Raw genomic sequence first — 25,485 nt, 5'->3', positions numbered from 1 at the left:
TCCCGAATCGGAGGTTTTTCAATGAAGATCGCCACCAAGAGAGCGGTCATCGCGTCCGCCGCGATCCTGCTCACAGCCGTCACCCTCACAGCGTGTTCGAACGGCTCCGGAAACAGTTCGGGCGGAAGCACGAAGGATGCCGCCAACGCCCAGATCGGCCTTCTCCTTCCCGACTCCGTGACCGCCCGCTACGAGGCCGCGGACAAGCCGTTCTTCGAGGCCAAGGTCAAGGAGCTCTGCTCCGGCTGCAAGGTCCTCTACGCGAACGCGGACGGCGACGCCAGCAAGCAGCAGCAGCAGGCGGAGTCGATGCTCACGCAGGGCGTCAAGGTCCTCGTCCTCGACCCGTTCGACGGTGAGGCCGCCGCCTCGATCGTCGGCGAGGCGAAGGCGAAGAACGTGCCCGTCATCTCCTACGACCGTCTGATCAACAGCAAGGACAGCGACTACTACATCTCGTTCGACAACGAGAAGGTCGGTCAGCTGCAGGGCCAGGCGCTGGTCGACAAGCTGAAGAAGGACGGCGTGCCCTCGGGCGCCGGCATCCTCATGGTCAACGGCTCGCCGACGGACAACAACGCCACCCTGTTCAAGAAGGGCGCGCACAGCGTCATCGACTCGAGCGGCTACAAGGTGCTCGCCGAGTATGACACCCCGGGATGGGACCCCGCGAAGGCCCAGGACTGGGTGGCCGGCCAGGTCACGCAGTTCAAGGACCAGATCAAGGGCGTCTACGCTGCGAACGACGGCACCGGCGGTGGCGCGATCGCGGCCATGAAGGCAGCCAACGTCAGCCCGCTGCCCCCGGTGACCGGTCAGGACGCCGAACTCGCGGGTATCCAGCGGATCCTCGCCGGCGACCAGTACATGACCGTCTACAAGGCCCTGCAGCCGGAGGCCGAGAAGGCGGCCGAGCTGGCGGTCTCGCTCACCAAGGGCGACAAGCCGAAGGGTGACACCACGGTCAACACCGCCGGCGGCGCGGCGATCCAGTCGTTCCTGCTGACCCCGGTCGCGGTGACCGTCGACAACATCGAGAGCACGGTCGTGAAGGACAACTTCTACGGCTCGGACTCGGTGTCGAAGATCTGCACCGCCGACTACAAGGCAGCCTGCGACAAGGCCGGCATCAAGTAATCGCGAAGGACGATCCCGGCCCGGGTCGCGCCATCCTCTCGGATGGCGCAGCCCGGGCCGGGTGGTTCCGCTCTAGCCTGAGAAGCAGGAACATGCTCCGCACAGCTCGAAGGAGAACGCCGTGACCATGGAATCCCCCACCCTGGACGAGGAGCGGTCGACCCGCCGGCCCGTCCTCTCGCTCCGCGGGGTCTCGAAGGGGTTCGGCGCCGTCCAAGCGCTCACCGACATCCACCTCGACGTGTACGCCGGAGAGGTCGTCGCCCTGGTCGGCGACAACGGCGCCGGCAAGTCGACGCTCGTCAAGATCCTCGCGGGCGTGCACCCGCAGGACGCGGGAACGATCGAGTTCGACGGGCAGGAGGTGAGCATCCCCTCCCCCGCCGCTTCGCGCGAGCTCGGCATCGCGACCGTCTTCCAGGACCTCGCGCTCTGCGACAACCTCGACGTCGTCTCCAACCTGTTCCTCGGCCGCGAGATCGCCCGCGGGACACTCGACGAGGAGGAGATGGAGAAGCGCTCGTGGAGCCTGCTCCGCCAGCTCTCGGCGCGCATCCCCTCGGTCCGCATCGCCGTCGCGTCGCTGTCCGGCGGCCAGCGGCAGACCGTCGCGATCGCCCGCTCGCTGATCGGCGAGCCGCGCGTCGTCATCCTCGACGAGCCGACCGCCGCGCTCGGCGTCGCGCAGACCGCCGAGGTGCTCAACCTGATCGAGCGCCTGCGCGAGCGCGGCCTCGGCGTCATCCTGATCAGCCACAACATGGCGGACGTGCAGGCGGTCGCCGACCGGGTCGCCGTTCTGCGGCTCGGTCGCAACAACGGCGACTTCCGGGTGCCGGACGTCAGCTACGAAGAGATCATCTCCGCCATCACGGGCGCCACGGACAACGTCGTCGTCCGCCGGGCCGAAAGGCTGATGGAGGCCGAAGAAGCTACGGAACGGAGCCCGGAAGCATGACCAAGGCAGACCAGCCCACCGGGGCCGCCGAGCGCATCGACGGCGAGACGCCCGGCCAGCTCGCGAGCGACCTCCAGGACGAGCGCCTGATCCGCGAGGAAGGGCTCCTCGGCGCCGTCCGCACCTTCGGGCGACGCGTCCGCGTCGGCGACCTCGGATCCCTTCCGGTCGTCATCGGACTCGTCGTGATCTGGGTCGTGTTCCAGATCCTCAACCCGAACTTCCTCAGCGCGAACAACCTCGTCAACCTGACCCTGCAGTGCGCGGCGATCGGCACGATCTCGATCGGAATCGTGCTGGTGCTGCTCCTCGGCCAGATCGACCTGTCGGTCGGCTCGGTGAGCGGTGTCGCGGCAGCCATCCTCGGTGTCGGCTTCACGCAGCTCCACTGGCCGCTGTGGCTCACGGTGATCGTGGCCATCCTCGCCGGATCGGCCATCGGCCTGCTCTACGGGTTCCTGTTCACGCGGTTCGGCGTCCCGAGCTTCGTGATCACGCTGGCCGGCCTCCTCGGTTTCCTCGGCCTGCAGCTGTGGATCCTCGGCGCGAACAGCTCCATCAACATCCCCTACGACTCGTGGATCGTGCAGTTCGCCCAGCAGTGGTTCCTCCCGCCGTGGGCGGCGTACGCGCTCGCGGTGATCGCGGCCGCCGCGATGTTCTACTCCGACTTCCGCCGAAACGTCCGGCGCCGCAAGGCCGGGCTGTCTGAGGGGTCGATGGCGGTCGTCGCGGTCAAGGCCGTGCTGCTGCTGGTGGGACTCTGCATCAGTGTCTGGTACCTGTCGACGGACCGCGGCACGGGTGCGATGTTCCTGTTCTTCGTCATCCTCGTGATCGTGATGAACTTCCTGCTCACCCGCACCCGGTGGGGCCGCTCGGTCTTCGCCGTCGGCGGCTCGGTGGAGGCGGCCCGTCGCGCCGGTATCCGCGTCAACCGCGTGTTCATCAGCGTGTTCATCCTTTGCTCGACGTTCGCGGCGGTCGGCGGTCTTCTCGCCGCCGCACGCCTGGCGTCGGTGGGCGCGGGCTCGGGCGGCACGGACACCAACCTGAACGCGATCGCGGCGGCGGTCATCGGCGGCACGAGCCTCTTCGGCGGCCGCGGATCGGCGTGGTCCGCGCTGCTCGGCATCCTGGTCATCCAGTCGATCTCGAACGGCCTGACGCTGCTGAACCTGGACTCGTCGTACCGCTTCATGATCACGGGCGCGGTGCTGCTGCTCGCGGTGATCATCGACTCGCTGTCGCGGCGGTCGCGCGAGTCGCACGGCCAAGCCTAGGGACGCGGTCCCGCACGAGAGGCGGGCGTGGGAGAGTGGTGGGGTGACCCGGACCACCACCTTCCGCGCCCGCCTTCTGCGTTCCGACGCCGAACCGCAGACGGTCACTGTCCGCTCGTCGTCGGACGCGCCGCCGCGCACCCTGCGCCGCGCGGCCGGGGGCGGAGGGACGCTGAACTTCGACGTCTACGCGCTCCTCGACGCGGACGGCTGGCCCGCGTCCGCGACCTACACGTACGTCGAGTCCCTCTCCCGGGAGCCGGCCGCCCCCGACGTCTGAGCTCGCGCCCTCCTCCCGCGCCCACCCCGCTCCCTCCCCCGTGAAGTGCAGCTTGTTGCGCACTTGGCCGGCGTGTCGACCGCAAGAAGCTGCACTTCGACGGGCGTGGGTGGGTGGGGAGAGCGGGGGTGGGCGCGGAGACGGGTCAGGAGGGGGTGGCGGAGGCGGCGGCGCGGGCTGCGGCGGGGAGGGCGTCCAGGATGCGGGCGACGGCCGCGTCGTCGTGCGCGGCCGTGACGAACCACGCCTCGAAGACGCTCGGCGGCAGCGAGACGCCCGCGTCGAGCATCGCGTGGAAGAACGCCCGGTAGCGGAACGCCTCCTGGCGCTGCACCTCGGCGTAGGTCCTCGGGGCCTCGGAGAAGTCGCCGAACACGAAGCTGAACAGGTTGCCGGCGTGCTGCACTCGGTGCGCGACGCCCTCGGCCGCCAGGGCCTCGGAGACGCCTGTCGAGACGGTGCCGGCCACCGCGTCCAGCCGCTCGTAGACGCCCGCGTCGGCGTGCGCCAGCGTGGCGAGGCCCGCGGCGACGGCGACCGGGTTCCCGGAGAGGGTCCCCGCCTGGTACACCGGGCCGGCCGGGGCGAGGAAGTCCATGATCTCGGCACGTCCGCCGAGGGCCGCCAGCGGCATCCCTCCGCCGATGACCTTGCCGAACGTGACGAGGTCGGGCGTGTAGCCGCGGTCGAGGCCCCAGTAGCCGGCGGCGCTCACCCGGAAGCCGGTCAGCACCTCGTCGAGGATGACCAGCGCCCCGTACTCGTGCGCGAGCTCCGTGAGGGCGGCGTTGAAGCCCGGCTCCGGCGGGACGACGCCCATGTTCGCGGCGGCGGCCTCCGTGATGACGGCGGCGATGTCCGGCCCCTGCGCCTCGAAGACGGCGCGGACCGCGTCCAGGTCGTTGTAGGGCAGGACGATGGTCTGCGCCGCGGTGGCCTCGGTCACACCGGCCGAACCGGGGAGGGCCAGGGTCGCAAGACCGGAACCGGCCTGCGCCAGGAGGCCGTCGGAGTGGCCGTGGTAGTGCCCCGCGAACTTGATCAGCAGCGGACGGCCGGTGAAGCCGCGCGCAAGGCGGATCGCGCTCATCGTCGCCTCGGTGCCCGTGGACACCAGGCGCAGCTTCTCCACGAACGGGACGCGGCCGATCACGGCCTCCGCGAGCTCCGTCTCGGCCGGGGTGGACGCGCCGAACGACAGGCCGCGCGCGGCCGCCTGCTGCACCGCCTCGACAACGGCGGGATGGGCGTGGCCCAGGATGGCCGGACCCCACGACGCGACGAGGTCGACGTATTCGCGTCCCTCGGCGTCGGTGACGTACGGCCCGCGGGCCGAGACCAGGAACCGCGGCGTGCCGCCCACGGAGCCGTAGGCGCGGACCGGCGAGTTGACCCCACCGGGGATGACACGCTGGGCGCGCGCGAACTGCGCGGCGTTCACATCGGTCGTCGTATCGGTCATCGCAGCCACCCCGCCACCTCGGTCGCCCAGTAGGTCATGATCGCGTCGGCCCCCGCGCGCTTCGCGCCGACCAGCGTCTCCTCGATGATGCGGTTCCGGTCGATCCAGCCGTTGGCGGCCGCCGCCTCCACCATCGCGTACTCGCCGGACACCTGGTACGCCCAGACCGGCACATCGCTGATCGCGGCGACGTCGCTGAGCACGTCGAGGTAGCTCAGCGCGGGCTTCACCATCAGGATGTCCGCGCCCTCGTCGAGGTCGAGGCGCGCCTCGCGCAGACCCTCACGGCGGTTGGCCGGGTCTTGCTGGTAGGCGCGGCGGTCGCCCGAGAGCTGCGAGTCCACGGCTTCGCGGAAGGGGCCGTAGAAGCCGGAGGCGTACTTGGCGGCGTAGGCGAGGATCACGACGTCGGAGTGCCCCGCGTCGTCGAGCGCCTCGCGCACGGCGGCGACCTGGCCGTCCATCATGCCGCTGAGGCCGAGCAGCTGCGAGCCGGCCTCGGCCTGGGCGACGGCCATGTCGCGGTAGCGGAGCAGGGTGGCGTCGTTGTCGACGTGACCCTGCGCGTCCAGCACTCCGCAGTGGCCGTGGTCGGTGAACTCGTCGAGGCACAGGTCGGTCTGCACGACCAGGGCGTCGCCGACCTCGTCGGCGAGCACGCGCGTGGCGACGTTGAGGATGCCGTCGGGGTCGGTCGCCGCCGATCCGACCGCATCCCGGGTCTCCGGGACGCCGAAGAGCATGAGCCCGCCGACGCCGGCCTCGGCCGCCTCGTTCGCGACCCGCTTCAACGAGTCGAGGCTGTGCTGCGAGACGCCGGGCATCGAGCCGATCGGGACGGGCTCGGCGGCGCCCTCGCGCACGAACAGCGGAAGGATCAGCTCAGCGGGGTGGAGGCGGGTCTCGGCGACCAGCCGGCGCATCGCCGGGGTCTGCCGCAGCCGTCGGGGGCGGATGACGGGGTGCAGTTCACTCACTCACATCAGCCTACGCCTGGCTCGCTGAGCGGTGCCCGAACGCTAGTCGCGGTCGGCGGACCGCGCGACCGCGACCTGGACGACCGCGTCGATGAGGGAGGCGGCCGTGCGCTCGGCAGCGATCACATCCACCCGCAGACCGAAGGCGCGAGCGTCGCGCGCCGTCTGCGGGCCGATGGCGGCGATGATGGTCGACTCGGGTACCGGGCCGAGCTGCTCCTGCACCTGCTCCGCGACCGAGCCGGACGTGACGAGGATGGCCTGGAACAGCCCGTCGTGGACGTCGGAGACGGTCCTTTCGGGCACCGGGACGCCGACGGTGCGGTACGCGACCACCGACTCTACCTCGTGCCCGATCCGGCGCAGTCCCTCGGTGAGCAACGGCTTCGCGATCTCGGAGCGGAGGGTGAGGACGCGCAGCGGGAATGCGCCCTGGGTGGCGGCCTCCCATTCGGCGAGCAGGCCTCGCGCGGAGTTGTCCTCCGAGGGCACGAGATCGACGTGGTAGCCGGCCGCAGCCAGTGCGGCGGCGGTCGTCTCGCCGACGGCGGCGACCCGGGTGGTCGGCGGGACGACGGCGCGCTGGGCACTGAGGACGTCCACTGTGGTGGCGGAGGTGACGGTCATCCAGTCGAAGCCGCCGTCCGCGAGACGGGCCAGAGCCGCCTCGAGCGCCGGGGCGTCGGCCGTGGGCGCGAAGTTGATCATCGCGGCGACGACCGGCGACGCGCCTTTCGAACGCAGATCGGCGGCGACGGAGTCGCCCCACGGGCCGCCGCGCGGCACCAGCACCCGCCAGCCGGCGAGCGGTTTCGGGGTCGGCGCCGTGTTGGTCATCGGGTGCTCCCCAGCGGCGCCAGGTCGGCGGCGCCGGCCTGCAGCAGCTCGGCCACCACGCGGGCGCCGACGTCCGTCGCGGCCTCCTCGAGGTGGGCGGCGCTCAGCGAGTCGGGGGTCGCGGCGTGGGATGCGGTCAGCTGCGCCGTGCCGTCGGGCCGGTAGACGGTCGCGGTGAGGAACAGCAGTCCGTCGTCCACGAGCGCGGTGGCGCCGATCGGGGCGGCGCATCCCGCCTCGAGACCGGCGAGCACGACGCGCTCGGCCACGACCGAGGCGTGACTGGTCACATGGTCGACGGCCGACAGGGCCCGGGCGACGGACCCGCGTCCCTTTTCGTCCCCGGCGCGCACCTCGAGCGCGAGCGCGCCCTGTCCGGGAGCGGTCGGCATGGTCGAGAGCGCGAAGTAGTCGGTCACGGCGTCGAGCCGGCCGAGACGGGTGAGCCCGGCGGCGGCGAGGACCACCGCGTCCAGTTCACCGGCGGCGACCTTGCCCAGCCGGGTGTCCACGTTGCCGCGCAGGTCGACGACATCGAGGTCGGGACGCTGCGCCTTCAGCTGCGCGACGCGGCGCGGGGAACCCGTGCCCACCCGCGCGCCCTCGGGCAGCGTCTCCAGGTTCAGGCCATCGCGGGCGCAGAGCGTGTCGCGGGCGTCGGCCCGCTTGGGGACGGCGCCGACGACCAGCCCCGGAGCCGGGGCGGTCGGCAGGTCTTTGAGCGAGTGCACGACGAGGTCGACCTCGCCGGCGCGCAGCGCATCCCGGAGGGCCGTCGCGAACACACCGGTGCCGCCGAGCTGCGCCAGCGACTCACGGGAGGTGTCGCCCTGCGTGGTGACCGTGACGAGTTCGACGTCCAGGCCGGTCGCCCGGGCGATCGACTGCGCGACGGCTGTCGTCTGCGCCACAGCCAGGGCGCTCCCGCGCGTCCCGATGCGCAGCACCCCGTCGCGGCGCTCGGCGGCGCCGTCGACTCTCGTCACGGTCCCGGTCACGGCGCCAGCCCCGCAGCCGCGGGCTTGAAGCCGAGGCGCACGTTCTCGCAGCAGCCCGGACGGCACACGTCGTACCAGGGACCCAGCGAGGTGACGGCGGGACGCTGGTCGACCGGGACGCCGTCGCGGCGCTCCAGGACCAGGTCGACGAGGCCCTTCACGAAGGTCGCGTGCGTGCCGGGGGTGGGGACGCGGACGGCCACCAGCCCGTTCTCGTCGCTGGTCTCGATGGCCTCGTTGTCGAGGTCCCAGAGCACCTCCATGTGGTCGCTCATGAATCCGAGGGGCACGATCACGACGGCCTTGACGCCCGTGGCGGGCAGCTCGGCGATGCGGTCGTTGATGTCGGGCTCCAGCCACGGCATCGAGGGCGGGCCGGAGCGCGACTGGTAGACCAGATCCCACCCGACAGTGCCGCCGGTGGCAGCGTGCGAGACGACCTCGGCGACGGCGAGGTGCTGCGCGGCGTACGCGCCGCCCTCCCCGAATCCGCGCTCGGCGGGGCCGGACTTCGCGGCGTCGCTCGACGGGATGGAGTGCGTCGAGAACAGGATGCGCACCTCCTTCGCCGGGTCGAGGCCGGGCAGCTTCTGCTGCAGCTCATCGATGGCGTTCTTCACGCCCTCGATGAACGGCTCGACGAAGCCGGGGTGGTCGAAGAACTGGCGCACCTTGTCGATCTCGATGCGGCCGAGCAGGCCGGTCGACTCGAGGGCGGCCGCGTAGTCCTCGCGGTACTGGCGGCAGCTCGAATAGGAGGAGTAGGCGCTCGTGGCGATCGCGATCAGCTTGGTGAAGCCGCGCTCATCGGCCTCGCGCAGCGCGTCGGCGAGGTACGGGTCCCAGTTGCGGTTGCCCCACAGCACCGGCAGGTCGATGCCGCGCGAGGCGAGCTCCGCCTCCAGCGCGGCCTTCAGCTCGCGGTTCTGGTCGTTGATCGGGCTGACGCCGCCGAAGTGGCGGTAGTGGTGGGCCACCTCCTCCAGGCGCTCCTCCGGGATGCCGCGGCCGCGCGTGACGTTGCGGAGGAAGGGAATGACGTCGTCCTGGCCCTCGGGGCCGCCGAAGCCGGCGAGCAGGATCGCGTCGTACGCGACCGGCTCGGTCACGTGCTCCGGACCCGAGGCCGCGGCCGGGGTCGCGCCCAGCACACGCTGGGCCGTCTGTGCGTCCGTCACTGCAGGACCTCCACGAGCTCGGCGGCCGTGATGCGCCGGCCGGTGTAGAACGGGACCTCTTCGCGGACGTGGCGGCGGGCCTCGGTGTAGCGCAGCTCGCGCATCATGTCGACGAGGTCGGTCAGCTCGTCGGCCTCCATCGGCAGGATCCACTCGTAGTCGCCGAGCGCGAACGACGCGACGGTGTTCGCGAGCACGTTGCGGAACGCGGCGCCCTTGCGGCCGTGCTCCGCGAGCATCTTGCCGCGGTCCTCATCCGGGAGGAGGTACCACTCGTAGCTGCGGACGAACGGGTAGACGCACAGCCAGTTGCGCGCCTCCTTGCCCCGCAGGAAACCGGGGACGTGGGACTTGTTGAACTCGGCGTCGCGGTGCACGCCCATGGCGTTCCAGGTCGGTAGGAGCGCCTTGAGCAGGCGGGTGCGTCGCAGCTGGCGGAGACCCCACTGCAGCGTCTCGGCCTCGGGGCCGTGCAGCCAGATCATGACGTCGGCGTCGGCGCGCAGGCCGGAGACGTCGTAGAGGCCGCGAGTGGTGACGCCCTGCAACTCGATGTCGGCGATCACGCCGTCGAGCTCCTGCACGGCCTTGGGCACGTCGGTGCCGTCGAGGTCGTCGGGACGGGCGGGGTCGCGGCGCAGGACGGCCCAGAGCGTGAAGCCGGAAGGGGTGTCGTTGGGGGTTTCGGGGGCGGACGACTCTGCCGGAGCGGCAGCCGGGGTACTCATACCCACAGTCTCCCTCGCAAACCTGGGAAGGCCAAAAACGAGCGGCGGCTCACCGGCGGACGAGGCTCACGACGCCCCAGACGATTCCGGCCACGGCGACCGCCGCACCGGCGGCGATGCCTGCCAGCGCGACCGGGTTTTCCTGGCGGAGCCGCTGGATGCGCTCGGCCGTGCGCTTCGGCACGTTGAGCTTGTACTCGATGGCGTCTACCGTCGCGGCGAGCTGCGCCCGCGCCCGCTCGACGTCGCTGCGGTCAGTTGTCATACTTGCCCAGTCCCTTCAGCGCGTCGGCGTCCAGCTTGACGCTGTCGATGGTCTGCGAGGGCGCTACGCCGTCCATCTTCTTGAACGACCGGATGCCGATGAGCGCGAGGACGACGGCGATGAACACGAGGGCGCCGAAGACGATCAGCGCCGCGGCCCACCCGGGCAGGGCGACCGCGATGCCGAGGATGGCCGCTGCGATCAGCACGCCCAGGGCGTAGAACGCGAGCAGCGCGGCGCCGACGAGGAGGCCTATGCCGACCCCGGCATACTTCGCCTTCTCGGCGAACTCCGCCTTGAGGTGGTTCAGCTCGGCCTTGAAGAGGCCGACGACGAGCTTGGGCAGGTCGGAGACCAGCTGGCCCAAGGACTTGGCTCGCGCGCTCTCGGCGCGTTCGCGGTCGGTCATCGCGTCTCCCCTCGTCGTTTCCGTACAGTACCCCCGTCAGGGCGTGGTGTTGCTGCGTCCCTGTGCGGAGGCCACCGGCGGCGCCTGGTACGGCGCCTTGGCCTCGCGGCGGCGGTCGTTCGCCTTGACGATGAGCTTCTTGACCGTGATGTACGCGGTCTCCGGGAACTCGCCCACCTTGTCGGCGACGAAGTCCTGCGCCGTGTGCACCTGCTTCTGCACGGTCGGCGACTCCCAGACCTTGACGGCCGCGGCCTTGATCTGCTCGTAGCGCTCGCGTCCCGCGCGGGCGCCGAGCACGAAGCCCATCGCCGCTCCGGTGACGAAGAGGATCTTGCCGCGCATCGCGCCTCCCAGTGTCTCGGTCAGTCCGTGTCTCGGTCAGTCCGTGTCGATCAATCGGTCTGCGGGTCGTCCGCCGCGAGGGCGTCCGTGAGGCCCTTCCAGCGGACTCCTCGCACGCGCTCGGCGGTGCGCCGCGCATCCGGGATGACGGAGGCGAGGCCCGTACCGGTCAGCCAGGACCCGGTGACCTCGAGACCCTCGACGCCGTCGACCTCGGAGCGGACGCGCTCGATGCGTTCCCGCTGCCCCACTGTCGCATACGGCAGGGCGTTCGTCCAGGGGGTGCGCGCGAATGCGGTCACCGCGGATTCCGCGATCGGAATATTGAGCAGGCGGGAGGCGTCGGCGATCGCCTGGGCGCGGAGTTCGGCGTCGGCCAGCGCGACCGTCTCAGCTTGGCGTCCGGCGCGTCCATAGGAGAGGCGGACCACGTGGCGTCCCGGACCGGCGGCCTCGGCGACCCACGCCCACTTGGCGCTGGAGTGGGTCATCGCCTTCGCGCGAACGTCGGCGCCCGGCACATCCGCCACGAGCACGCCGGTGCCGACCGGGGTCGACGCCAGGCGGTCGTCCTCGATGACCAGGGTGACCAGCTCGACACTGGAGGCGGCGGGCCAGGCCAGCTCGGAGAGGTCACCCAGGCCGACGGATGCGAGCAGGGGCAGAGCGGCGTCGGCCGGGGCGGCCAGCGCGAGGGCGTCGGCGACCAGTTCCTCCCCGTCGGCGGTTCTGACGATCCAGCGGCCGGGCCTCTCCTCGTCTTCATCGTCGCGGGGCGTCCACGGCTCGATCGTCACGGCACCCGTTCCGGTGCGGATGATTCCGCCCCGCGCCTGGATGTCCGCGGCGAGCGCCTGCGGCAGCCGCCACATCCCTCCGCGGAGGCCGCCGACCGCGCTGCCCGCCTTGGAGGCCGACCGCAGCTCCCCGACCGCGCCCGAGAGCGAGCCCAGCCGGGTCAGCGCCGCGTTGAGGCCCGGGGCGACGACGTCGACATCCAGGTCGTCCGGCGAGGCCGAGTAGACGCCGGTTGCGACCGGCGCGACGAGGAGTTCGAGCACCTTCGTGCCCATCCGCTTGCGCACGAGAGTGCCGAGCCGTCGCTCGGTGCCGATCTTCAGCACCGGCATCAGACGGTCGAGGTACGCGCGGAACGCGCCGCCCGCGCCGATGGCGGCCACCACGTCCGAGGCGAGCGGCGAGCTCGGGATTCCGAGGAGACCGGCCTTGGGAAGCGGGACCGAGGTCGAGCCGTGGCGCACCCACGCGCCGGAGGGGTTCGGCTGCACCACATCGTCGTCGAGCCCGAGGTCGTGGAGCAGCTCGGCGACGTGTCCGCCGCGGGTGGCGAAGCTCTCGGCGCCGGCGTCCAGCGTCATCCCGCCCAGGTCGAGCGGGGCGACACTGCCGCCGACGCGCTCCGCCGCCTCCAGCAGGGTCACCTCGAACCCCGGCCGGGCGCATTCGCGAGCCGTGACCAGGCCGGCCATGCCGCCGCCGATCACCACGACGCGCGTCGGGGGCGCCTCGACGGCGTGCCGGATCTCCTCGCCGAGCTCGTCGTGCGTGAGCGGTTCGCCGGGGAGGATCGGCTCGTCGCTCATTCCGGGCGCCACCCGTGCACGAGCGCGACCACGCGGGTCAGCACCGTCGGGTCGGTCTCCGGCGGCACGCCATGGCCGAGGTTGAGCACGTGGGCCGGCGCCTCACGTCCGCGGTCGAGCACGTCGAGCACGTGCGCCTCCAGCACCGGCCACGGCGCGTCGAGCATCGCGGGGTCGACGTTGCCCTGCACGGGCACCACGTGACCGAGCCGGCGGCTGGCCTCGTCAAGCGGGATGCGGTAGTCGACGCCGACCGCGTCCGCGCCCGCCTCGTGCATCGCCTTCAGGAGCTCGCCCGTCCCGACGCCGAAGTGGACCAGCGGGACGTTGCGGACGTCGGCCGGAGCCTCGGCGCCGTCGGGGTCGACGGCCCCCGGGACCTCGTACGTCACGTCGCGGACGTGCGACAGCGCCCGGGCCGACGCCGGCGCGACATGCGCCACGTAGTCGTGCAGCGACAGGGACCCGGCCCACGAGTCGAACAGCTGCGCCGCGCTGGCGCCGGCCAGCACCTGCGCACGGAGGAACGCTCCGGAGATGTCGGCCGTCCAGGCCATGAGCCGCTGCCAGGCTTCGGGGTCGGCGTGCATGAGCGTGCGGGCGCGGATGTGGTCCTTGGACGGGCCGCCCTCGACGAGGTAGGCCGCAAGTGTGAAGGGAGCCCCGGCGAAGCCGATCAGCGGGGTGTCTCCGAGCTCGGCGATGGTCAGCCGCACGGCCTCCTGGATGGGCGCGAAGACGTCGTCGCCCAGCGAGGCCGGGTCGATCGCGGTCAGCCGGTCGACATCCGCCGAGGTGCGCACCGCCTCCGCGAACACCGGGCCCTTGCCCGGCTGGATCTCGACGTCGACGCCCGCCAGCTTGAGCGGCACGACGATGTCGCTGAAGAAGATGCCCGCATCCACCCCGTGGCGTCGCACCGGCTGCAGCGTGATCTCGCTCGCCATCGCCGGGTCGAGGCAGGCGTCGAGCATGCGGGTGCCGACCCGCAGCTCGCGGTACTCCGGGAGCGACCGTCCCGCCTGGCGCATGAACCAGACCGGCGTCACCTCCGTGCGCTCGCCCTGGTAGGCGCGGACGAGAGGGCTGGACGCGGTGCGGCCGGCGGCGAGGGGATGCTGGGGTGCGAGGGTGGTCACCCCACGATTCTGCCAGGGCCGTCCCTGACAGCCGCCTGGGGCCGATTCGAGGTTGCCGAAACGCAAGCGTAGGCTTCGTCTGTGCTTCTGTGCTTCTCGTCGAGTCACCGCACGGCTGACTTCGACCTCCTGGAACGGCTCGAGCGTCACGCTCCGGCCATCACCGCCGCACTCTCGGAGCACAGCGACATCGTCTCGGGCTCGGTGGTCCTCGCGACCTGCAACCGCTTCGAGGCGTACCTCGACATCGACGAGCCGCTCCCCGCCGCCCGCGCCGTCTCGGCCGAGGCCGTGCTGGATGCGGTGAGCGGCGCCGCCGGGATCGACCCCGACCGGCTCCGCGCCGCGAGCGCCGTCTACAGCGAGCACGCCGTGGCCGAGCACCTGTTCGCCGTGACCAGCGGACTGGAGTCCGTGGTCGTCGGCGAGGGCGAGATCGCCGGCCAGGTACGCCGCGCGCTCGAAACGGCGCGCACGTCGGGATCGGTGACGAGCGAGCTCGAGCGCCTGTTCCAGGTCGCCGCGCGCACCTCGCGCGGCGTCAAGAACCGCACGGGCATCATGACCGCCGGCCGCTCGATGGTCCGCCTCGCCCTCGACCTCGCCGAGAGCCGGGTCAGCGACTGGGCGCAGACCCGCGTGCTGCTCGTCGGCACCGGCAAGTACGCCGGCGCGAGCCTGGCGGCGCTGCGCGACAAGGGCGCGACGGATGTGCGGGTCTACTCCCCGTCCGGGCGCGCGCCGAAGTTCGCGGCCTCGCACGACATCCTCCCGGTGGCGGCCGACGGGCTCCTCGATGCCCTGGCCGAGAGCGACCTCGTCGTCACCTGCTCGGCGGTCACCGACCACGTGCTGACCAATCCCCTCCTCGGCGAGGCCCTCGCGCTCCCGGGCGCGGTCGAGCGCCGCCTGATCGTCGACCTCGGCCTGCCCCGCAACGTCGACCCCGCGGTCGCCGAGCTCGCAGGCGTCGAGCTGCTCGACCTCGAGACCATCAGCCTCCACGCGCCGCTGAAGGAGCTGCAGGCCGCCGACGATGCACGCAGCATCGTGGACGCGGCCGCCGCCGAGTACAAGGCGCAGAGCGCCGAGCAGGAGGTCACCCCTGCGCTCGTCGCGCTCCGCAAGCACGTGTTCGACGTGCTGGACGCCGAGATCGAGCGCGCCCGCAGCCGCGGCGACGCCAGCGAGCAGACGGAGGCCGCTCTCCGCCACCTCGCCGGCGTGCTGCTCCACACGCCGTCCGTGCGCGCGCGCGAGCTGGCCCGCCAGGGCGACGCACAGTCGTTCATCGAGGGCGCGGCCGCGCTGTTCGGCGTGGACGTCGACGCCGAGGCCGCCGCCCGCCCCCGCCTGACCGCCGTCGACGACGAGTCCGCGGCATCCTGACCCGACCTGAAGGAGCGACCGTGAGCGACGAAGCCACCACGACCGCCGTCGAGCCGCACGGCGCGACCAACCTCCCCTACGCCGCCGAGGCGCTGCACACCGAGCGGCTGCTGCTGCGCCCGCTCAACACGGGCGACCTGGAGGACGTGCACGCCTACCAGAAGCTCAAGGACGTCGTCCGCTACCTCTACTGGGAGGTGCACGACCACGACGAGTCGGCGGAGCACCTGCGCAAGCGCATTGCGATGAACCGCCTCGCCGAGAACGGCGACGGCATCGTCTTCGCCGTCGAGCTGGCCGACCCGGCGGGCGGCCCGGGCCGCGTCATCGGCGACATCAGCCTGTTCCTCAAGAACGCGAACTGGGGCAAGTTCGAGATCGGATGGGTGTTCCACCCCGCCGTCCACGGCCGCGGGTACGCGACGGAGGCGGCCCAGCGCGTCCTCGAGCTATGCTTCGACGAGCTCGGCGCCCACCGCGTCTTCGCCCAGCTGGACGCACGCAACGACGCCTCCGCCCGCCTCTGCGAGCGCCTCGGGATGCGGCAGGAGGCGCTGCTGCGCGAGACCGAGATCTTCAAGGGCGAGTGGGCCGACACGGCGGTGTACGCGATCCTGGAGCAGGAGTTCCGTTCGCAGTAAGACCGATTGACATACTGGATGGATGCATCTTTGCTATGTCGATGACTCCGGCGACTCACGCCGCGGTGTACTGCTGACGGCGCTCATCATCGAGGACGTTCAGTGGACTCGATGCCTCCAGGCCTGGCTCGAAGGGCGGCGAGCCATCCACCGGGCGTTCGGTGTGCCGAAGGCGCGTGAGCTCCATGCGAGCGAGCTCTACAAAGGTCGCGGGCGATACTGCGAGACCGACCATCAGAACGCCGCCTTTGGGACGGCTCCTCGGGCAGCCGTCGGACGGATCATGATGAGCCACCTCAGCAAGCGCAGTTCGTTCACCGTGATCACGGTCGGCACATCCGATCGCTCGCCGGCTAACGCCTACGCCCGACTGATCGCCTTTCTCGAGGATTGGGCCGAGGCTTCGGCCACGCAACTGCTGATCTTCTACGACGGCCAGGACGGGATGACTCTCGCGGACAACGCGACGGTGGAAGAAAGTGAAGAGATCTGGCAGCGGGCCATCCGGGCAGCAGCTCCCTACCGGCACGTCCATCGCTCGCTCGATTTGAGCAATCGCCGCATCATCGAGGACGTCATCATGCAGGACAGCCGGCACAGTCAGCTGATCCAAGCAGCTGACCTTCTCGCTTATGGTGCGTACCACAAGCACGCGCAAATACATCCGGAGATCTGGGGGCCGGAATGCTCGTCGAGTCCAGCTGCGATCCGCGCGTATATGCAGGCGGCCGGACACTGGCCGGATGACAGCGACTTCGGCGTCTATTGGCTCGGATAACGCAAGAACCCCCAGCTCAGCCGGGGGTTCGCGAGGTGCAGGACCCCGTGGGCGGCCACACAGACCGCATGGGACCCTGCTCAGTCCACAATACTGCACCTGAGCCGCCCGCGACGGCGCGCGCCGCTTCCTCAGTAGGATGGATGGGTCCCACCTACCCGCATCGCACAGGGAGCACCATGGCCGCACCGTCGAGACTGGATTCCGTCATCACGCTGGCGCAGCACCGCGGATTCGTCTTCCCCTCCGGCGAGATCTACGGCGGAACGCGCTCGGCGTGGGACTACGGTCCCCTCGGCGTGGAGCTGAAGGAGAACATCAAGCGCGAGTGGTGGAACTCGTTCGTGCGCGGCCGCGGCGACATGGTCGGCCTCGACTCGGCGATCATCCTGCCCACCGCGGTGTGGCAGGCGTCCGGTCACGTGCAGGTCTTCAGCGACCCGCTGACCGAATCGCTGATCACCCACAAGCGCTACCGCGCCGACCACCTGTTCGAGGCGTACGAGGCCGAGCACGGCCACCCGCCGGCGAACGGCCTCGACGACATCCCCGACCCGGACCACCCGGACAAGGTCGGCCAGTGGACGCCCATCCGCCAGTTCTCCGGCCTCATGAAGACCTACCTGGGCGTCGTCGACGACGAGTCCGGCCTGCACTACATGCGCCCGGAGACCGCTCAGGGCATCTTCACCGACTTCGCCTCGGTGCTGCAGACCTCGCGCAAGAAGCCGCCGTTCGGCATCGGCCAGATCGGCAAGGCGTTCCGCAACGAGATCACGCCGGGCAACTTCATCTTCCGCACGCGCGAGTTCGAGCAGATGGAGATCGAGTACTTCGTCGAGCCGGGCACCGACGAGCAGTGGTTCGAGACCTGGATCGACCTCGCCTGGGACTGGTTCACCGACCTCGGCATCGACCCGGAGCACATCCGCCGGTTCGAGCACCCGAAGGACTCGCTGGCCCACTACTCGAAGCGCACCATCGACATCGAGTACAAGTTCGACTTCGTCGGCAGCGAGTGGGGCGAGCTCATGGGCGTCGCGAACCGCACCGACTTCGACCTGAAGACGCACATCGAGCACTCGGGCAAAGACCTGAGCTACTTCGACCAGAACAAGAACGAGCGCTACGTGCCGTACGTGATCGAGCCGTCGTTCGGTCTCACGCGCGCGCTGATGGCGTTCCTGGTCGACGCGTACGACGAGGAGCAGGTGCCGAACGCCAAGGGCGGCACCGACAAGCGCACCGTGCTGCACCTCGACCCGCGCCTCGCGCCGGTCAAGGTCGCCGTGCTGCCGCTGTCGCGCAACGAGGCCCTGTCGCCGCTGGCCCGCGGGCTAGCCGACCGGCTCCGCAAGCGCCGCAACGTCGACTTCGACGACTCGGGCGCGATCGGCCGTCGCTACCGCCGGCAGGACGAGATCGGCACGCCGCTCGCGGTCACGGTCGACTTCGACTCGCTCGAGGACGACGCCGTGACCGTGCGCGACCGCGACTCGATGCAGCAGGAGCGCATCCCGCTCGAGGGTCTCGACCGGTACCTGGCGGAGCGGCTCAAGGAGATCTGAGCCGCGGGGCCTGCGGGAGGTCGATGACGTGGATGCGCTCGGTATCCGCATCGTCGACGGGCCTGTGCTCCCGGTCTGCCTCGCCCTCAGCGCGGCCTTCGCCCTCTACCTGCTCATCCGCCCGGTCACGGTCCGGTGGGTGCTGACCGTACTGCTCGGCATCCTGGGCGGCGCCGTCGTCGCCGTCGGTCTCTACGCCCTGCTGAACGGCATGGATGCGTTCGGCAGCCCGCTCCCTCCCGAGGTCGCGTTCTGGGCGATGGGGACGTTCGCCGCGATCGGACTCGCCGTGGTCAACCTGTGGCGATCGCGGTGGTGGAGGAAGCTGATCGCGTCCGTCGGCATCGTGCTGTTCGCCGTCACGGGAGGGCTCGGGATCAACGCCTACTACGGACTCGACCCGACGCTGGGTTCGCTGTTCGGCATCACCGACGCCGGGCGCATCCACGTCGTCCCCAACACGAGCACCGCCGACCCGACGCGGCCGCTGTACGAGACGTGGACGCCGCCGGCCGACATGCCCGCGAAGGGAGAGCAGGGCAGCGAGGTGATCCCGTCCGCGGGCTTCGCGGCCCGACCCGCGGGCATCTACCTGCCGCCGGCCGCCCTGGTGAAGGACCCGCCGCTGCTCCCCGTCGTGCTCTTCATGATGGGCTACCCCGGCAACCCGGACCCCAGCTACATCGGGGGCGTGCTCGACACGTACGCGGCGCAGCACGAGGGCCTGGCGCCGATCGCCGTCGTCGCGGATCAGATCGGCACTCAGGGCGACCCCGCCTGCGCAGACTCGACCACCTTCGGCACCGCCGAGACGTACATCGTCGACGAGGTGCCTGCCTGGATCCGCAGCCACCTCGGTGTGCTGCGGGACCCGAAATACTGGACCATCGGCGGCTACTCCAACGGCGGCGCCTGCGCCTTCAAGTACGCGGCGCAGTACCCCGACCGGTTCGGCAACCTGCTGGTCGTGTCCGGCGACGAGTACCCGGGGGTGGAGATCCAGCAGCAGACGATCGACCAGGTGTTCGGCGGCAGCGCGGCCGCGTTCAACGCCGCGAAGCCGACATCGATCCTCGCGGCGCACCCCGGCGCGTACTCCACGATCACGGCGGTGTTCACGGTCGGCGGTGACGACCCGACGTTCCTCCCGGGCGTGCAGCGGATGTCGCAGGCCGCCCGGGCGGCGGGGATGCAGACCACCTACGACGTCGTCCCGGGCGCGGGTCATGTGGTCGACGCGCTGGAGGGCGGACTCACCAAGGACTTCTCCATCCTCTACCCTGTGCTGGGACTGAGCCCACCGTGACGGAGGCCCGCATGAGCACCGCAGACACCGCCAACGCGGCGGCCGCGTCGTCCTCGTCGACGCCGCCCGCGCAGAAGGGCGACCGCGGCGACGGCTTCGGCCGCGCGGTGCTGCGGTACGCGCGGATCGCCCCGGCGAGCATCGCGCTCGCCGTCGTCGTGCTGATCACCTCGATCGTCACGGGGACGCTGTGGAGCGCGGCGACAACCGGTGGCGACTCGCTGGTCTGGGCGGCCGGCGTGACCACGACGGTCCGCGCCGGCTTCTGGTGGACCCCCGTGACGGCGCTGTTCGTGCCGGAGGACCCCATCCAGCTCCTCATCACGATCGTCCTGGCGCTCACGGTCATGGCGGCGGCGGAGCGGCTGCTCGGCACACCCCGGGCGATCCTCGCGTTCTTCGTCACCGGCGTGCTCGCCGTGCTCGGCGGGGTGCTGCTGCAGTGGGGCGCGGCGAGCGCGGGCGAACTCTGGGCGACGGTCACCGAGTTCGACTTCACCCTCGATCCCACTGTCGGCATCGTCGGGACCCTCATCACGGCGAGCGCCTTCGCCAGCTCGCTGTGGCGCCGGCGGATCCGCCTGCTCACGTTCGCGGTCGTGCTCGTGTTCGTGCTGTACAACGGCGATCAGAACAACGTCTACCGCCTGATCGCCGCCCTCCTCGGCCTGCTGCTCGGCGTGCTCCTGCGGCGCGGACCGCTTCGCCGCCTCCACCGCAGCTCGCACGGCGAGACGCGCAATCTGGTCGCCGCGATCATCGCGATCACCGCGTTCGGCCCGCTGCTCGCGCTGCTGCCTCCGGGAGGCTTCGGGCCCCTCTCGTTCGTCGCGTCCCTGTTCGAGCAGCCGTCGGTGGATGTCGCCGACGTGCTCAGCCGCTGCGACGCGTCGTACTCGAGCAACTGCCGCAGCGAGCTGCTGATGGTCTCGGTGCAGGGGCCCGGTCCGCTGCTGCTGTCGGTCCTTCCGCTCGTCCTGCTCCTTCTCGCGGCGATCGGCCTGCGTCGCGGCCGCCGGTTCGCGCTGCTGCTCGCGATCATCGTGAACGCGGCGATGATCCTGCTGCCGTTCACCGTGCTGGGCGGCGACATCCAGCTGCAGGTGGACAGCATCCAGGCTCTCGGGCCGGCGGTCGAGCTCCTGCTCTGGCTGCTGGCCGCGCTGCTGGTGCCCATCGCCTGCATCGCGCTGCTGATCGCGACGCGACGGCAGTTCCAGCTGCGGTCGCCACGGGAGGCGGTCGCCCGGTTCACGATCGTCGTGGTGTGCTCGTTCGCACTCCTCGCCCTCGTCTACCTGGTGGCCGGGCTGTGGTCGCTGACGGAGTTCGTCCCGGATGCGACCGTCGCCGACGTCTTCGCGTCCACGCTCCGCCGCTTCGTCCCCGCCGGCTTCCTGTCGGCGCTCGGCACGCCGATCATCCCGACCGTGCCCATCGTCATCCTGATCTACCAGTGGGTCGGGCCGGTGTTCTGGACCGTGTTCGTCTTCGCGACCCTGCAGCTCTACCGCTCGTCGTTCACCGGGCGCACCCTCGCCGACGAGGAGCACTTCCGCTCGCTGCTGCGCGAAGGCGGCGGCGGGACGCTCGGCTTCATGGGCACCTGGCCCGGCAACGTCTACTGGTTCAGCGCGGACGGGGAGTCCGCCATCGCGTACCGCGTGATCGGCGGCATCGCGATCACGCTCTCCGACCCGGTGTGCCGACCGGACCGCGCCGAGCGGACCATCGCCGAGTTCGTCCAGTTCTGCGACGTGAACAGCTGGACTCCTGTGTTCTACAGCATCCACGAGCAGTACCTCCCGGTGTTCGACGCCCTCGGCTGGCCGTCGATGTCGGTCGGTGAGGAGACGTTGATGCATCCGCAGACCTTCGACCTGGTCGGGAAGCCGTGGCAGAAGGTCCGGCAGGCGCACAACCGCGGTGTCAAGGCGCGGATCTCGACGCTCTGGACCAGCTGGGACGACCTGTCGCCGCTCATCCAGACCCAGATCACGGCCGTCAGCGAGCAGTGGGTGTCCGAGAAGGAGCTGCCCGAGATGGGCTTCACGCTGGGCGGGATCGCCGAGCTGAAGGATCCGGACGTCCGGCTCTACCTCGCGTTCGACCCCGACGGCGGCCTCCAGGCGGTCACCAGCTGGCTGCCGAGCTGGCGCGACGGGCGCGTCGTCGGCTGGACCATCGACTTCATGCGGCGGGCCGACGGCTCCATGCCGGGGATCATGGAGTTCGTCATCGCCTCCGCCGCTCAGCGGATGCGCGAGGACGGCGTGGAGGTGCTGAGCCTGTCGGGTGCGCCGCTCGCGACCAAGCCGGTGTCCGACGGCGACGACCCGGAGGAGCGGACCGCCATGGACCACCTGCTGGCGTTCCTCGCACGGACGCTGGAGCCGGCCTACGGCTTCGCCTCGCTGTTCTCGTTCAAGAGCAAGTTCAACCCGACCTACGAGACCATCTACATGGCCTATCCGGACCCCCTGGCGCTTCCGGCGATCGGAAACGCCATCGGCAAGGCGTACCTCCCGGACGCGAACGCGCGCGAGTACGTCGCGCTGGCGCGGACGCTCGTGCGCTGAGCTACACGGTGTCGCGGCGGATGCGCCTGGAGATCAGGAACCACGCCAGCCCGCTGCCCACGACGAACAGCAGCTCGAAGCCGAGCAGCGCCAGGCCGGCGAGCGCCGGGTTCCACGGAAGCGTCTGGGCGAGCCAGGTCGCACCGTTGAACAGCCCGTGTGCTGCGGCCACCCCGAGGTACGCGAGTACGACGCCGATCGTGAGCCGGAACCGGCCGTTGCGTGCTGCGGCGAACACCGCAGCGCCGAGCAGGGCCGAGAACACCGGGTGCAGGAAAGGCCCGGTCAGCTCGCGGCCGATCGCCGTCTCCAGGAACATGCCGAAGCCGCTGCCGTTCTGCTGCCCGCGGGCGAACGCGTCCTGCAGGTAGCCGAGGTTCTCGATCACACTGAAGCCGAGACCGACCGCGCCGCCGACGAAGAGGCCGATGCGCGCGTTCTTCACCGGGAGCTTGAGCGCCAGGAGCACAGCCGCCGTGACCTTGAGCAGCTCCTCGACGACGCCCGCGGTCACCAGAGCGAGGCCGCTCGGGTGCGCGGCCGTCCCTCCCGCCGCCACGTCGATCAGGCTGTTCACCGGACCGGCGACGAGCGTCGCCGCCAGGCCGCCGACCCCCGCGATGATCACCAGCCGGGAGGCGGTCAGCCCGTCCTCCGGCCGCAGCCGGTAGCACATCGTGTACAGGATGACGGCCGCCACGGTCGCCGCGCCCGTCACCAGCAGGTAGGGCGAGAGCACCGCGGGGCCGTCGTCGCCCGCGTGCGGCGCGATGGCGGAGAGCAGCAGGCTGAACCCGATCAGCCAGAGCCAGATGAACACGCTGGCGCCCGCGATGATCCACCCGCCGAAGCGCCCGATCCACTTGTGCGGCAGGCGCAAACGCCGCAGCGGCTGCGCCGGCGCTACCGCGGCGAGTGGATAGGTGTAGGCCGTCCATCCCGCGCCGCTCCACCAGCGGAGGAACCGTGCGTCCTGCGGGTCGGCGTACCAGCCGGCGGGCGGGAGCGCGCCGTGATGCTCGGCGGGCTGGTGCTGCGAAGGGGCGATGGTCACTGGGCCAGCCTACGGACTGCGGCTGTGCTCCCTCTCGACCCCGTCCGGGCCACACGGCGAGCCTGACGGCGGGCGGAACCGCGCCCTGCGACACTGAAGTCTGAGAGCACCAGAAGGATCAGCATGCGTTTCACCACTCCGGGCCGCAAGGCCGCCGTGATCGGCGTGCTCGTCGCCGTGAACCTGCTGCTCGCCCTTCTCTTCGACGCCCTGCACTCGGAGCCGGGGTCGATCGTCCTGACCGTCCTCCAGGTGGCCGCGTGGTATCTCGTGAGCCGGATATTCCGCGGCCCCGGCGAGCCGGTGCGTGCGGCACGGCCGTGGTGGCGGATGACGAACCGGCCGCTGTTGAGCGGCGTGCTGGCCGCCGTCTACGGCGTGCTCGCCGTGGTCAACATCGGGTTCTCGTTCGTCGGCTACGGCAGCCTGTCGGGCACCGTGTCCATCCTCGCGGAGCTCTTCCTGGCCGGGCTGTTCGCCCTCTCCTACCGGCGGCTCACGTCGCTGGCCCGCGCTGCGGCCTGACCCGTAGGCTGGGCGCATGACGCTCGACTCCGGCATCCGCACCGACGAACTCGACCCCGCTGTCCGCCCGCAGGACGACCTCTTCCGTCACGTGAACGGCAAGTGGCTCGACCGCACCGAGATCCCGGCCGACAAGGCGCGCTGGGGCTCGTTCATGGTGCTGGCCGAGGAGTCGGAGAAGGCGGTCCACGAGATCGTCGAGCAGGCGCAGAACGCCGATGAGGGCACGGAGGAGCGGAAGTTCGGAGACCTCTACACGAGCTTCATGGACGAGGAGCGCATCGACGGCCTCGGGGTGGAGGCGATCCGCGACGAGCTGACCTTCGCCGACGGCGTGGACAGCATCCCGAGCCTGCTCTCGACGATCGGGAAGCTCGAGCGCCGCGGGCTCGGCGGCTTCTATCAGCTGTTCGTCGACAACGACCCGGGCGACCCGGAGCGCTACCTCGTCTTCCTGGAGCAGTCGGGTATCTCGCTGCCCGACGAGTCGTACTTCCGGGAGGAGCGGTTCGCGCCGGTGCGCGAGGCGTTCGTGGCGCACATCCAGCGGATGTTCGAGCTCGCCGGGATCGACGACGCCCCGACCCGCGCGCAGCGCGTCTTCGACCTCGAGACGGCCATCGCGGCGCAGCACTGGGACAACGTGGCCTCCCGCGACTCCGAGAAGACCTACAACCTCTACAGCTGGGCGGACGCGAAGGCCGTGTTCGACGGCGGCGCGACCGGTCAGGCCGCCGACCTCGACGCCTGGGCGGACGCCCTCGGCGCCCCGCAGGGCGCTCTCGCGGAGGTCGTGCTGCGGCAGCCGTCGTTCACCGCCGGCCTCGCCGGTCTGCTGACGGAGGACCGCCTGGACGCCTGGCGCGACTGGCTCACCTGGCAGGTCATCCACGGCGCGGCCCCGTACCTCTCCGGCGATTTCGTCGAGGCGAACTTCGACTTCTACGGCCGCACCCTCACCGGCACGCCGCAGATGCGCGCCCGCTGGAAGCGCGGCGTCTCGCTCGTCGAGGGCGCGATGGGCGAGGCCGTCGGCCGCATCTACGTCGAGAAGCACTTCCCGCCCGCGGCGAAGGAGCAGATGGACGCGCTGGTCGCCAACCTCATCGAGGCGTACCGCCAGAGCATCGAGCACCTGGAGTGGATGGGAGAGGAGACTCGCAAGCGCGCGCTCGACAAGCTCGAGAAGTTCACCCCGAAGATCGGCTACCCGGTGAAGTGGCGCGACTACTCCAGCCTCGTCGTCGACTCCACCGACCTCGTCGGCAACGTCCGCGCCGCCGCGCTGTTCGAGTTCAACCGCGAGCTCGGCAAGATCGGCAAGCCGATCGACCGCGACGAGTGGTTCATGACCCCGCAGACCATCAACGCGTACTACAACCCCGGCTTCAACGAGATCGTCTTCCCGGCGGCCATCCTGCAGTTCCCGTTCTTCGACGCGGACCGGGATGCTGCGGCCAACTACGGCGCGATCGGCGCGGTCATCGGGCACGAGATCGGCCACGGGTTCGACGACCAGGGCTCGAAGTTCGACGGCGACGGCCGCCTCGAGGACTGGTGGACCGAGGCGGACCGCGCGGCATTCGAGAAGCGCACCGCGAGCCTGATCGAGCAGTACAACGCCCTCGCGCCCGCGCAGGTGCCCGACCACCACGTCAACGGCGCGCTCACCATCGGCGAGAACATCGGCGACCTCGGCGGCCTCGGCATCGCGTGGAAGGCCTACCTGCTGTCGCTGAACGGTCAGGAACCCCCGGTCGTCGACGGCCTGACCGGTGCCGAGCGCTTCTTCCTGTCGTGGGCGCAGGCCTGGCAGCAGAAGGGACGCGACGAGGAGGTCATCCGCCTGCTCGCGATCGACCCGCACTCGCCGAACGAGTTCCGCTGCAACCAGATCGTGCGCAACATCGACGCGTTCTACGAGACGTTCGACGTCGCCGAGGGCGACCGGCTGTGGCTCGCGCCGGCGGAGCGCGTCACCATCTGGTGACCTCGGGGCGCTCCTCCCGAACTCGCTGCGCGTGTCCCCCGATCACGGGGTAACA

Annotated in this window: 22 protein-coding genes and 2 pseudogenes; 12 read left to right on the top strand and 12 right to left on the bottom strand. The window is 70.8% G+C overall.

The window, feature by feature from the left end; genetic code table 11:
• Nucleotides 1–21 precede the first annotated feature (21 nt).
• The 4 genes from A0130_11930 to A0130_11915 all read left to right on the top strand — a co-directional run bounded on the left by A0130_11930 (nucleotide 22) and on the right by A0130_11915 (nucleotide 3,658).
• Nucleotides 22–1,137, top strand: a complete 1,116-nt coding sequence (locus A0130_11930; GenBank protein ID ANF32287.1) for an ABC transporter substrate-binding protein — start codon at nucleotides 22–24, stop codon at nucleotides 1,135–1,137.
• Between the two features lie 127 nt (nucleotides 1,138–1,264).
• Nucleotides 1,265–2,095 (top strand): ABC transporter ATP-binding protein, encoded by an 831-nt coding sequence (locus tag A0130_11925; GenBank protein ID ANF33419.1) that lies wholly within the window; start codon nucleotides 1,265–1,267, stop codon nucleotides 2,093–2,095.
• Nucleotides 2,092–3,378 (top strand): ABC transporter permease, encoded by a 1,287-nt coding sequence (locus A0130_11920; protein ID ANF32286.1) that lies wholly within the window; start codon nucleotides 2,092–2,094, stop codon nucleotides 3,376–3,378. The genes A0130_11925 and A0130_11920 overlap by 4 nt, the downstream gene beginning before the upstream one ends.
• 43 nt (nucleotides 3,379–3,421) lie before the next feature.
• Nucleotides 3,422–3,658 (top strand): hypothetical protein, encoded by a 237-nt coding sequence (locus A0130_11915; protein ANF32285.1) that lies wholly within the window; start codon nucleotides 3,422–3,424, stop codon nucleotides 3,656–3,658.
• 145 nt (nucleotides 3,659–3,803) lie between these two features.
• On the opposite strand, the gene A0130_11910 is transcribed toward A0130_11915, so the two are convergent.
• From A0130_11910 to A0130_11860, 11 genes and pseudogenes are all read right to left on the bottom strand, one after another.
• Nucleotides 3,804–5,120 carry a glutamate-1-semialdehyde 2,1-aminomutase gene (locus A0130_11910; GenBank protein ANF32284.1) on the bottom strand — a complete coding sequence of 439 codons (1,317 nt, stop codon included), beginning with the start codon at nucleotides 5,118–5,120 and terminating at the stop codon, nucleotides 3,804–3,806.
• Nucleotides 5,117–6,043 carry a delta-aminolevulinic acid dehydratase gene (locus tag A0130_11905; GenBank protein ID ANF32283.1) on the bottom strand — a complete coding sequence of 309 codons (927 nt, stop codon included), beginning with the start codon at nucleotides 6,041–6,043 and terminating at the stop codon, nucleotides 5,117–5,119. The genes A0130_11910 and A0130_11905 overlap by 4 nt, the downstream gene beginning before the upstream one ends.
• 96 nt (nucleotides 6,044–6,139) lie before the next feature.
• Entirely contained in the window at nucleotides 6,140–6,934 is a 795-nt protein-coding gene (locus A0130_11900; GenBank protein ID ANF32282.1) for a uroporphyrinogen III synthase, read from the bottom strand.
• The gene (locus tag A0130_11895) at nucleotides 6,931–7,932 is read right to left on the bottom strand and encodes a hydroxymethylbilane synthase (protein ID ANF32281.1); all 1,002 of its coding nucleotides are present in this window, start codon (nucleotides 7,930–7,932) and stop codon (nucleotides 6,931–6,933) included. Before A0130_11895 ends, A0130_11900 begins: the two co-directional genes overlap by 4 nt.
• Complete coding sequence (locus A0130_11890; protein ANF32280.1) at nucleotides 7,929–9,110, bottom strand: ferrochelatase; 1,182 nt, start codon at nucleotides 9,108–9,110, stop codon at nucleotides 7,929–7,931. Before A0130_11890 ends, A0130_11895 begins: the two co-directional genes overlap by 4 nt.
• Nucleotides 9,107–9,838 (bottom strand): chlorite dismutase, encoded by a 732-nt coding sequence (locus tag A0130_11885; GenBank protein ANF32279.1) that lies wholly within the window; start codon nucleotides 9,836–9,838, stop codon nucleotides 9,107–9,109. Before A0130_11885 ends, A0130_11890 begins: the two co-directional genes overlap by 4 nt.
• 49 nt (nucleotides 9,839–9,887) lie before the next feature.
• Nucleotides 9,888–10,103, bottom strand: a complete 216-nt coding sequence (locus tag A0130_11880; protein ID ANF32278.1) for a hypothetical protein — start codon at nucleotides 10,101–10,103, stop codon at nucleotides 9,888–9,890.
• Nucleotides 10,093–10,506, bottom strand: a pseudogene (locus A0130_11875) (hypothetical protein). The gene A0130_11880 and the pseudogene A0130_11875 overlap by 11 nt, the downstream one beginning before the upstream one ends.
• Before the next feature lie 42 nt (nucleotides 10,507–10,548).
• Nucleotides 10,549–10,857, bottom strand: a complete 309-nt coding sequence (locus A0130_11870) for a hypothetical protein (GenBank protein ANF32277.1) — start codon at nucleotides 10,855–10,857, stop codon at nucleotides 10,549–10,551.
• A gap of 50 nt (nucleotides 10,858–10,907) precedes the next feature.
• Entirely contained in the window at nucleotides 10,908–12,461 is a 1,554-nt protein-coding gene (locus tag A0130_11865) for a protoporphyrinogen oxidase (protein ID ANF32276.1), read from the bottom strand.
• On the bottom strand, nucleotides 12,458–13,600 hold the full coding sequence (locus A0130_11860) for a uroporphyrinogen decarboxylase (protein ANF32275.1): 1,143 nt from the start codon (nucleotides 13,598–13,600) through the stop codon (nucleotides 12,458–12,460). Before A0130_11860 ends, A0130_11865 begins: the two co-directional genes overlap by 4 nt.
• An 81-nt stretch (nucleotides 13,601–13,681) precedes the next feature.
• Here A0130_11860 and A0130_11855 point away from each other — a divergent pair, with 81 nt between their 5' ends.
• From A0130_11855 to A0130_11830, 6 genes are all read left to right on the top strand, one after another.
• The gene (locus A0130_11855; protein ID ANF32274.1) at nucleotides 13,682–14,989 is read left to right on the top strand and encodes a glutamyl-tRNA reductase; all 1,308 of its coding nucleotides are present in this window, start codon (nucleotides 13,682–13,684) and stop codon (nucleotides 14,987–14,989) included.
• 20 nt (nucleotides 14,990–15,009) lie between these two features.
• Entirely contained in the window at nucleotides 15,010–15,630 is a 621-nt protein-coding gene (locus A0130_11850; GenBank protein ID ANF32273.1) for a GNAT family N-acetyltransferase, read from the top strand.
• A 22-nt stretch (nucleotides 15,631–15,652) separates the two neighbouring features.
• Nucleotides 15,653–16,408 (top strand): hypothetical protein, encoded by a 756-nt coding sequence (locus A0130_11845; GenBank protein ID ANF32272.1) that lies wholly within the window; start codon nucleotides 15,653–15,655, stop codon nucleotides 16,406–16,408.
• A 179-nt stretch (nucleotides 16,409–16,587) separates the two neighbouring features.
• The gene (locus A0130_11840) at nucleotides 16,588–17,976 is read left to right on the top strand and encodes a glycine--tRNA ligase (protein ID ANF32271.1); all 1,389 of its coding nucleotides are present in this window, start codon (nucleotides 16,588–16,590) and stop codon (nucleotides 17,974–17,976) included.
• Nucleotides 17,977–18,004: 28 nt separating this feature from the next.
• On the top strand, nucleotides 18,005–19,282 hold the full coding sequence (locus A0130_11835; GenBank protein ANF32270.1) for a hypothetical protein: 1,278 nt from the start codon (nucleotides 18,005–18,007) through the stop codon (nucleotides 19,280–19,282).
• A gap of 11 nt (nucleotides 19,283–19,293) precedes the next feature.
• The gene (locus A0130_11830) at nucleotides 19,294–21,861 is read left to right on the top strand and encodes a hypothetical protein (protein ANF32269.1); all 2,568 of its coding nucleotides are present in this window, start codon (nucleotides 19,294–19,296) and stop codon (nucleotides 21,859–21,861) included.
• A 4-nt stretch (nucleotides 21,862–21,865) separates the two neighbouring features.
• Here A0130_11830 and A0130_11825 read toward each other — a convergent pair.
• Nucleotides 21,866–22,915, bottom strand: a pseudogene (locus A0130_11825) (hypothetical protein).
• A gap of 123 nt (nucleotides 22,916–23,038) precedes the next feature.
• Between A0130_11825 and A0130_11820 the strand changes: the two are divergent.
• Together A0130_11820 and A0130_11815 are read left to right on the top strand one after the other, a co-directional pair.
• Nucleotides 23,039–23,440 carry a hypothetical protein gene (locus tag A0130_11820; GenBank protein ANF32268.1) on the top strand — a complete coding sequence of 134 codons (402 nt, stop codon included), beginning with the start codon at nucleotides 23,039–23,041 and terminating at the stop codon, nucleotides 23,438–23,440.
• A gap of 16 nt (nucleotides 23,441–23,456) precedes the next feature.
• A complete protein-coding gene (locus A0130_11815) occupies nucleotides 23,457–25,430 on the top strand; it encodes a peptidase M13 (protein ID ANF32267.1) in 1,974 nt (657 codons plus the stop codon).
• Nucleotides 25,431–25,485: the final 55 nt, after the last annotated feature.

The organism is Leifsonia xyli, assembly GCA_001647635.1.
GTDB classification, from domain to species: domain Bacteria; phylum Actinomycetota; class Actinomycetes; order Actinomycetales; family Microbacteriaceae; genus Leifsonia; species Leifsonia xyli_A.
This window is presented reverse-complemented; position numbering and strand designations above follow the sequence as displayed.

Bases quoted from the DNA above. Each gene is read 5' to 3' on its own strand.
- A0130_11820 (ANF32268.1), top strand. From the start codon at position 23,039: ATGCGTTTCACCACTCCGGGCCGCAAGGCCGCCGTGATCGGCGTGCTC.
- A0130_11840 (ANF32271.1), top strand. From the start codon at position 16,588: ATGGCCGCACCGTCGAGACTGGATTCCGTCATCACGCTGGCGCAGCAC.
- A0130_11815 (ANF32267.1), top strand. From the start codon at position 23,457: ATGACGCTCGACTCCGGCATCCGCACCGACGAACTCGACCCCGCTGTC.
- A0130_11880 (ANF32278.1), bottom strand. From the start codon at position 10,103: ATGACAACTGACCGCAGCGACGTCGAGCGGGCGCGGGCGCAGCTCGCC.
- A0130_11870 (ANF32277.1), bottom strand. From the start codon at position 10,857: ATGCGCGGCAAGATCCTCTTCGTCACCGGAGCGGCGATGGGCTTCGTG.
- A0130_11925 (ANF33419.1), top strand. From the start codon at position 1,265: ATGGAATCCCCCACCCTGGACGAGGAGCGGTCGACCCGCCGGCCCGTC.
- A0130_11845 (ANF32272.1), top strand. From the start codon at position 15,653: ATGCATCTTTGCTATGTCGATGACTCCGGCGACTCACGCCGCGGTGTA.
- A0130_11900 (ANF32282.1), bottom strand. From the start codon at position 6,934: ATGACCAACACGGCGCCGACCCCGAAACCGCTCGCCGGCTGGCGGGTG.
- A0130_11905 (ANF32283.1), bottom strand. From the start codon at position 6,043: ATGCGCCGGCTGGTCGCCGAGACCCGCCTCCACCCCGCTGAGCTGATC.
- A0130_11910 (ANF32284.1), bottom strand. From the start codon at position 5,120: ATGACCGATACGACGACCGATGTGAACGCCGCGCAGTTCGCGCGCGCC.
- A0130_11930 (ANF32287.1), top strand. From the start codon at position 22: ATGAAGATCGCCACCAAGAGAGCGGTCATCGCGTCCGCCGCGATCCTG.
- A0130_11830 (ANF32269.1), top strand. From the start codon at position 19,294: ATGAGCACCGCAGACACCGCCAACGCGGCGGCCGCGTCGTCCTCGTCG.
- A0130_11885 (ANF32279.1), bottom strand. From the start codon at position 9,838: ATGAGTACCCCGGCTGCCGCTCCGGCAGAGTCGTCCGCCCCCGAAACC.
- A0130_11920 (ANF32286.1), top strand. From the start codon at position 2,092: ATGACCAAGGCAGACCAGCCCACCGGGGCCGCCGAGCGCATCGACGGC.
- A0130_11865 (ANF32276.1), bottom strand. From the start codon at position 12,461: ATGAGCGACGAGCCGATCCTCCCCGGCGAACCGCTCACGCACGACGAG.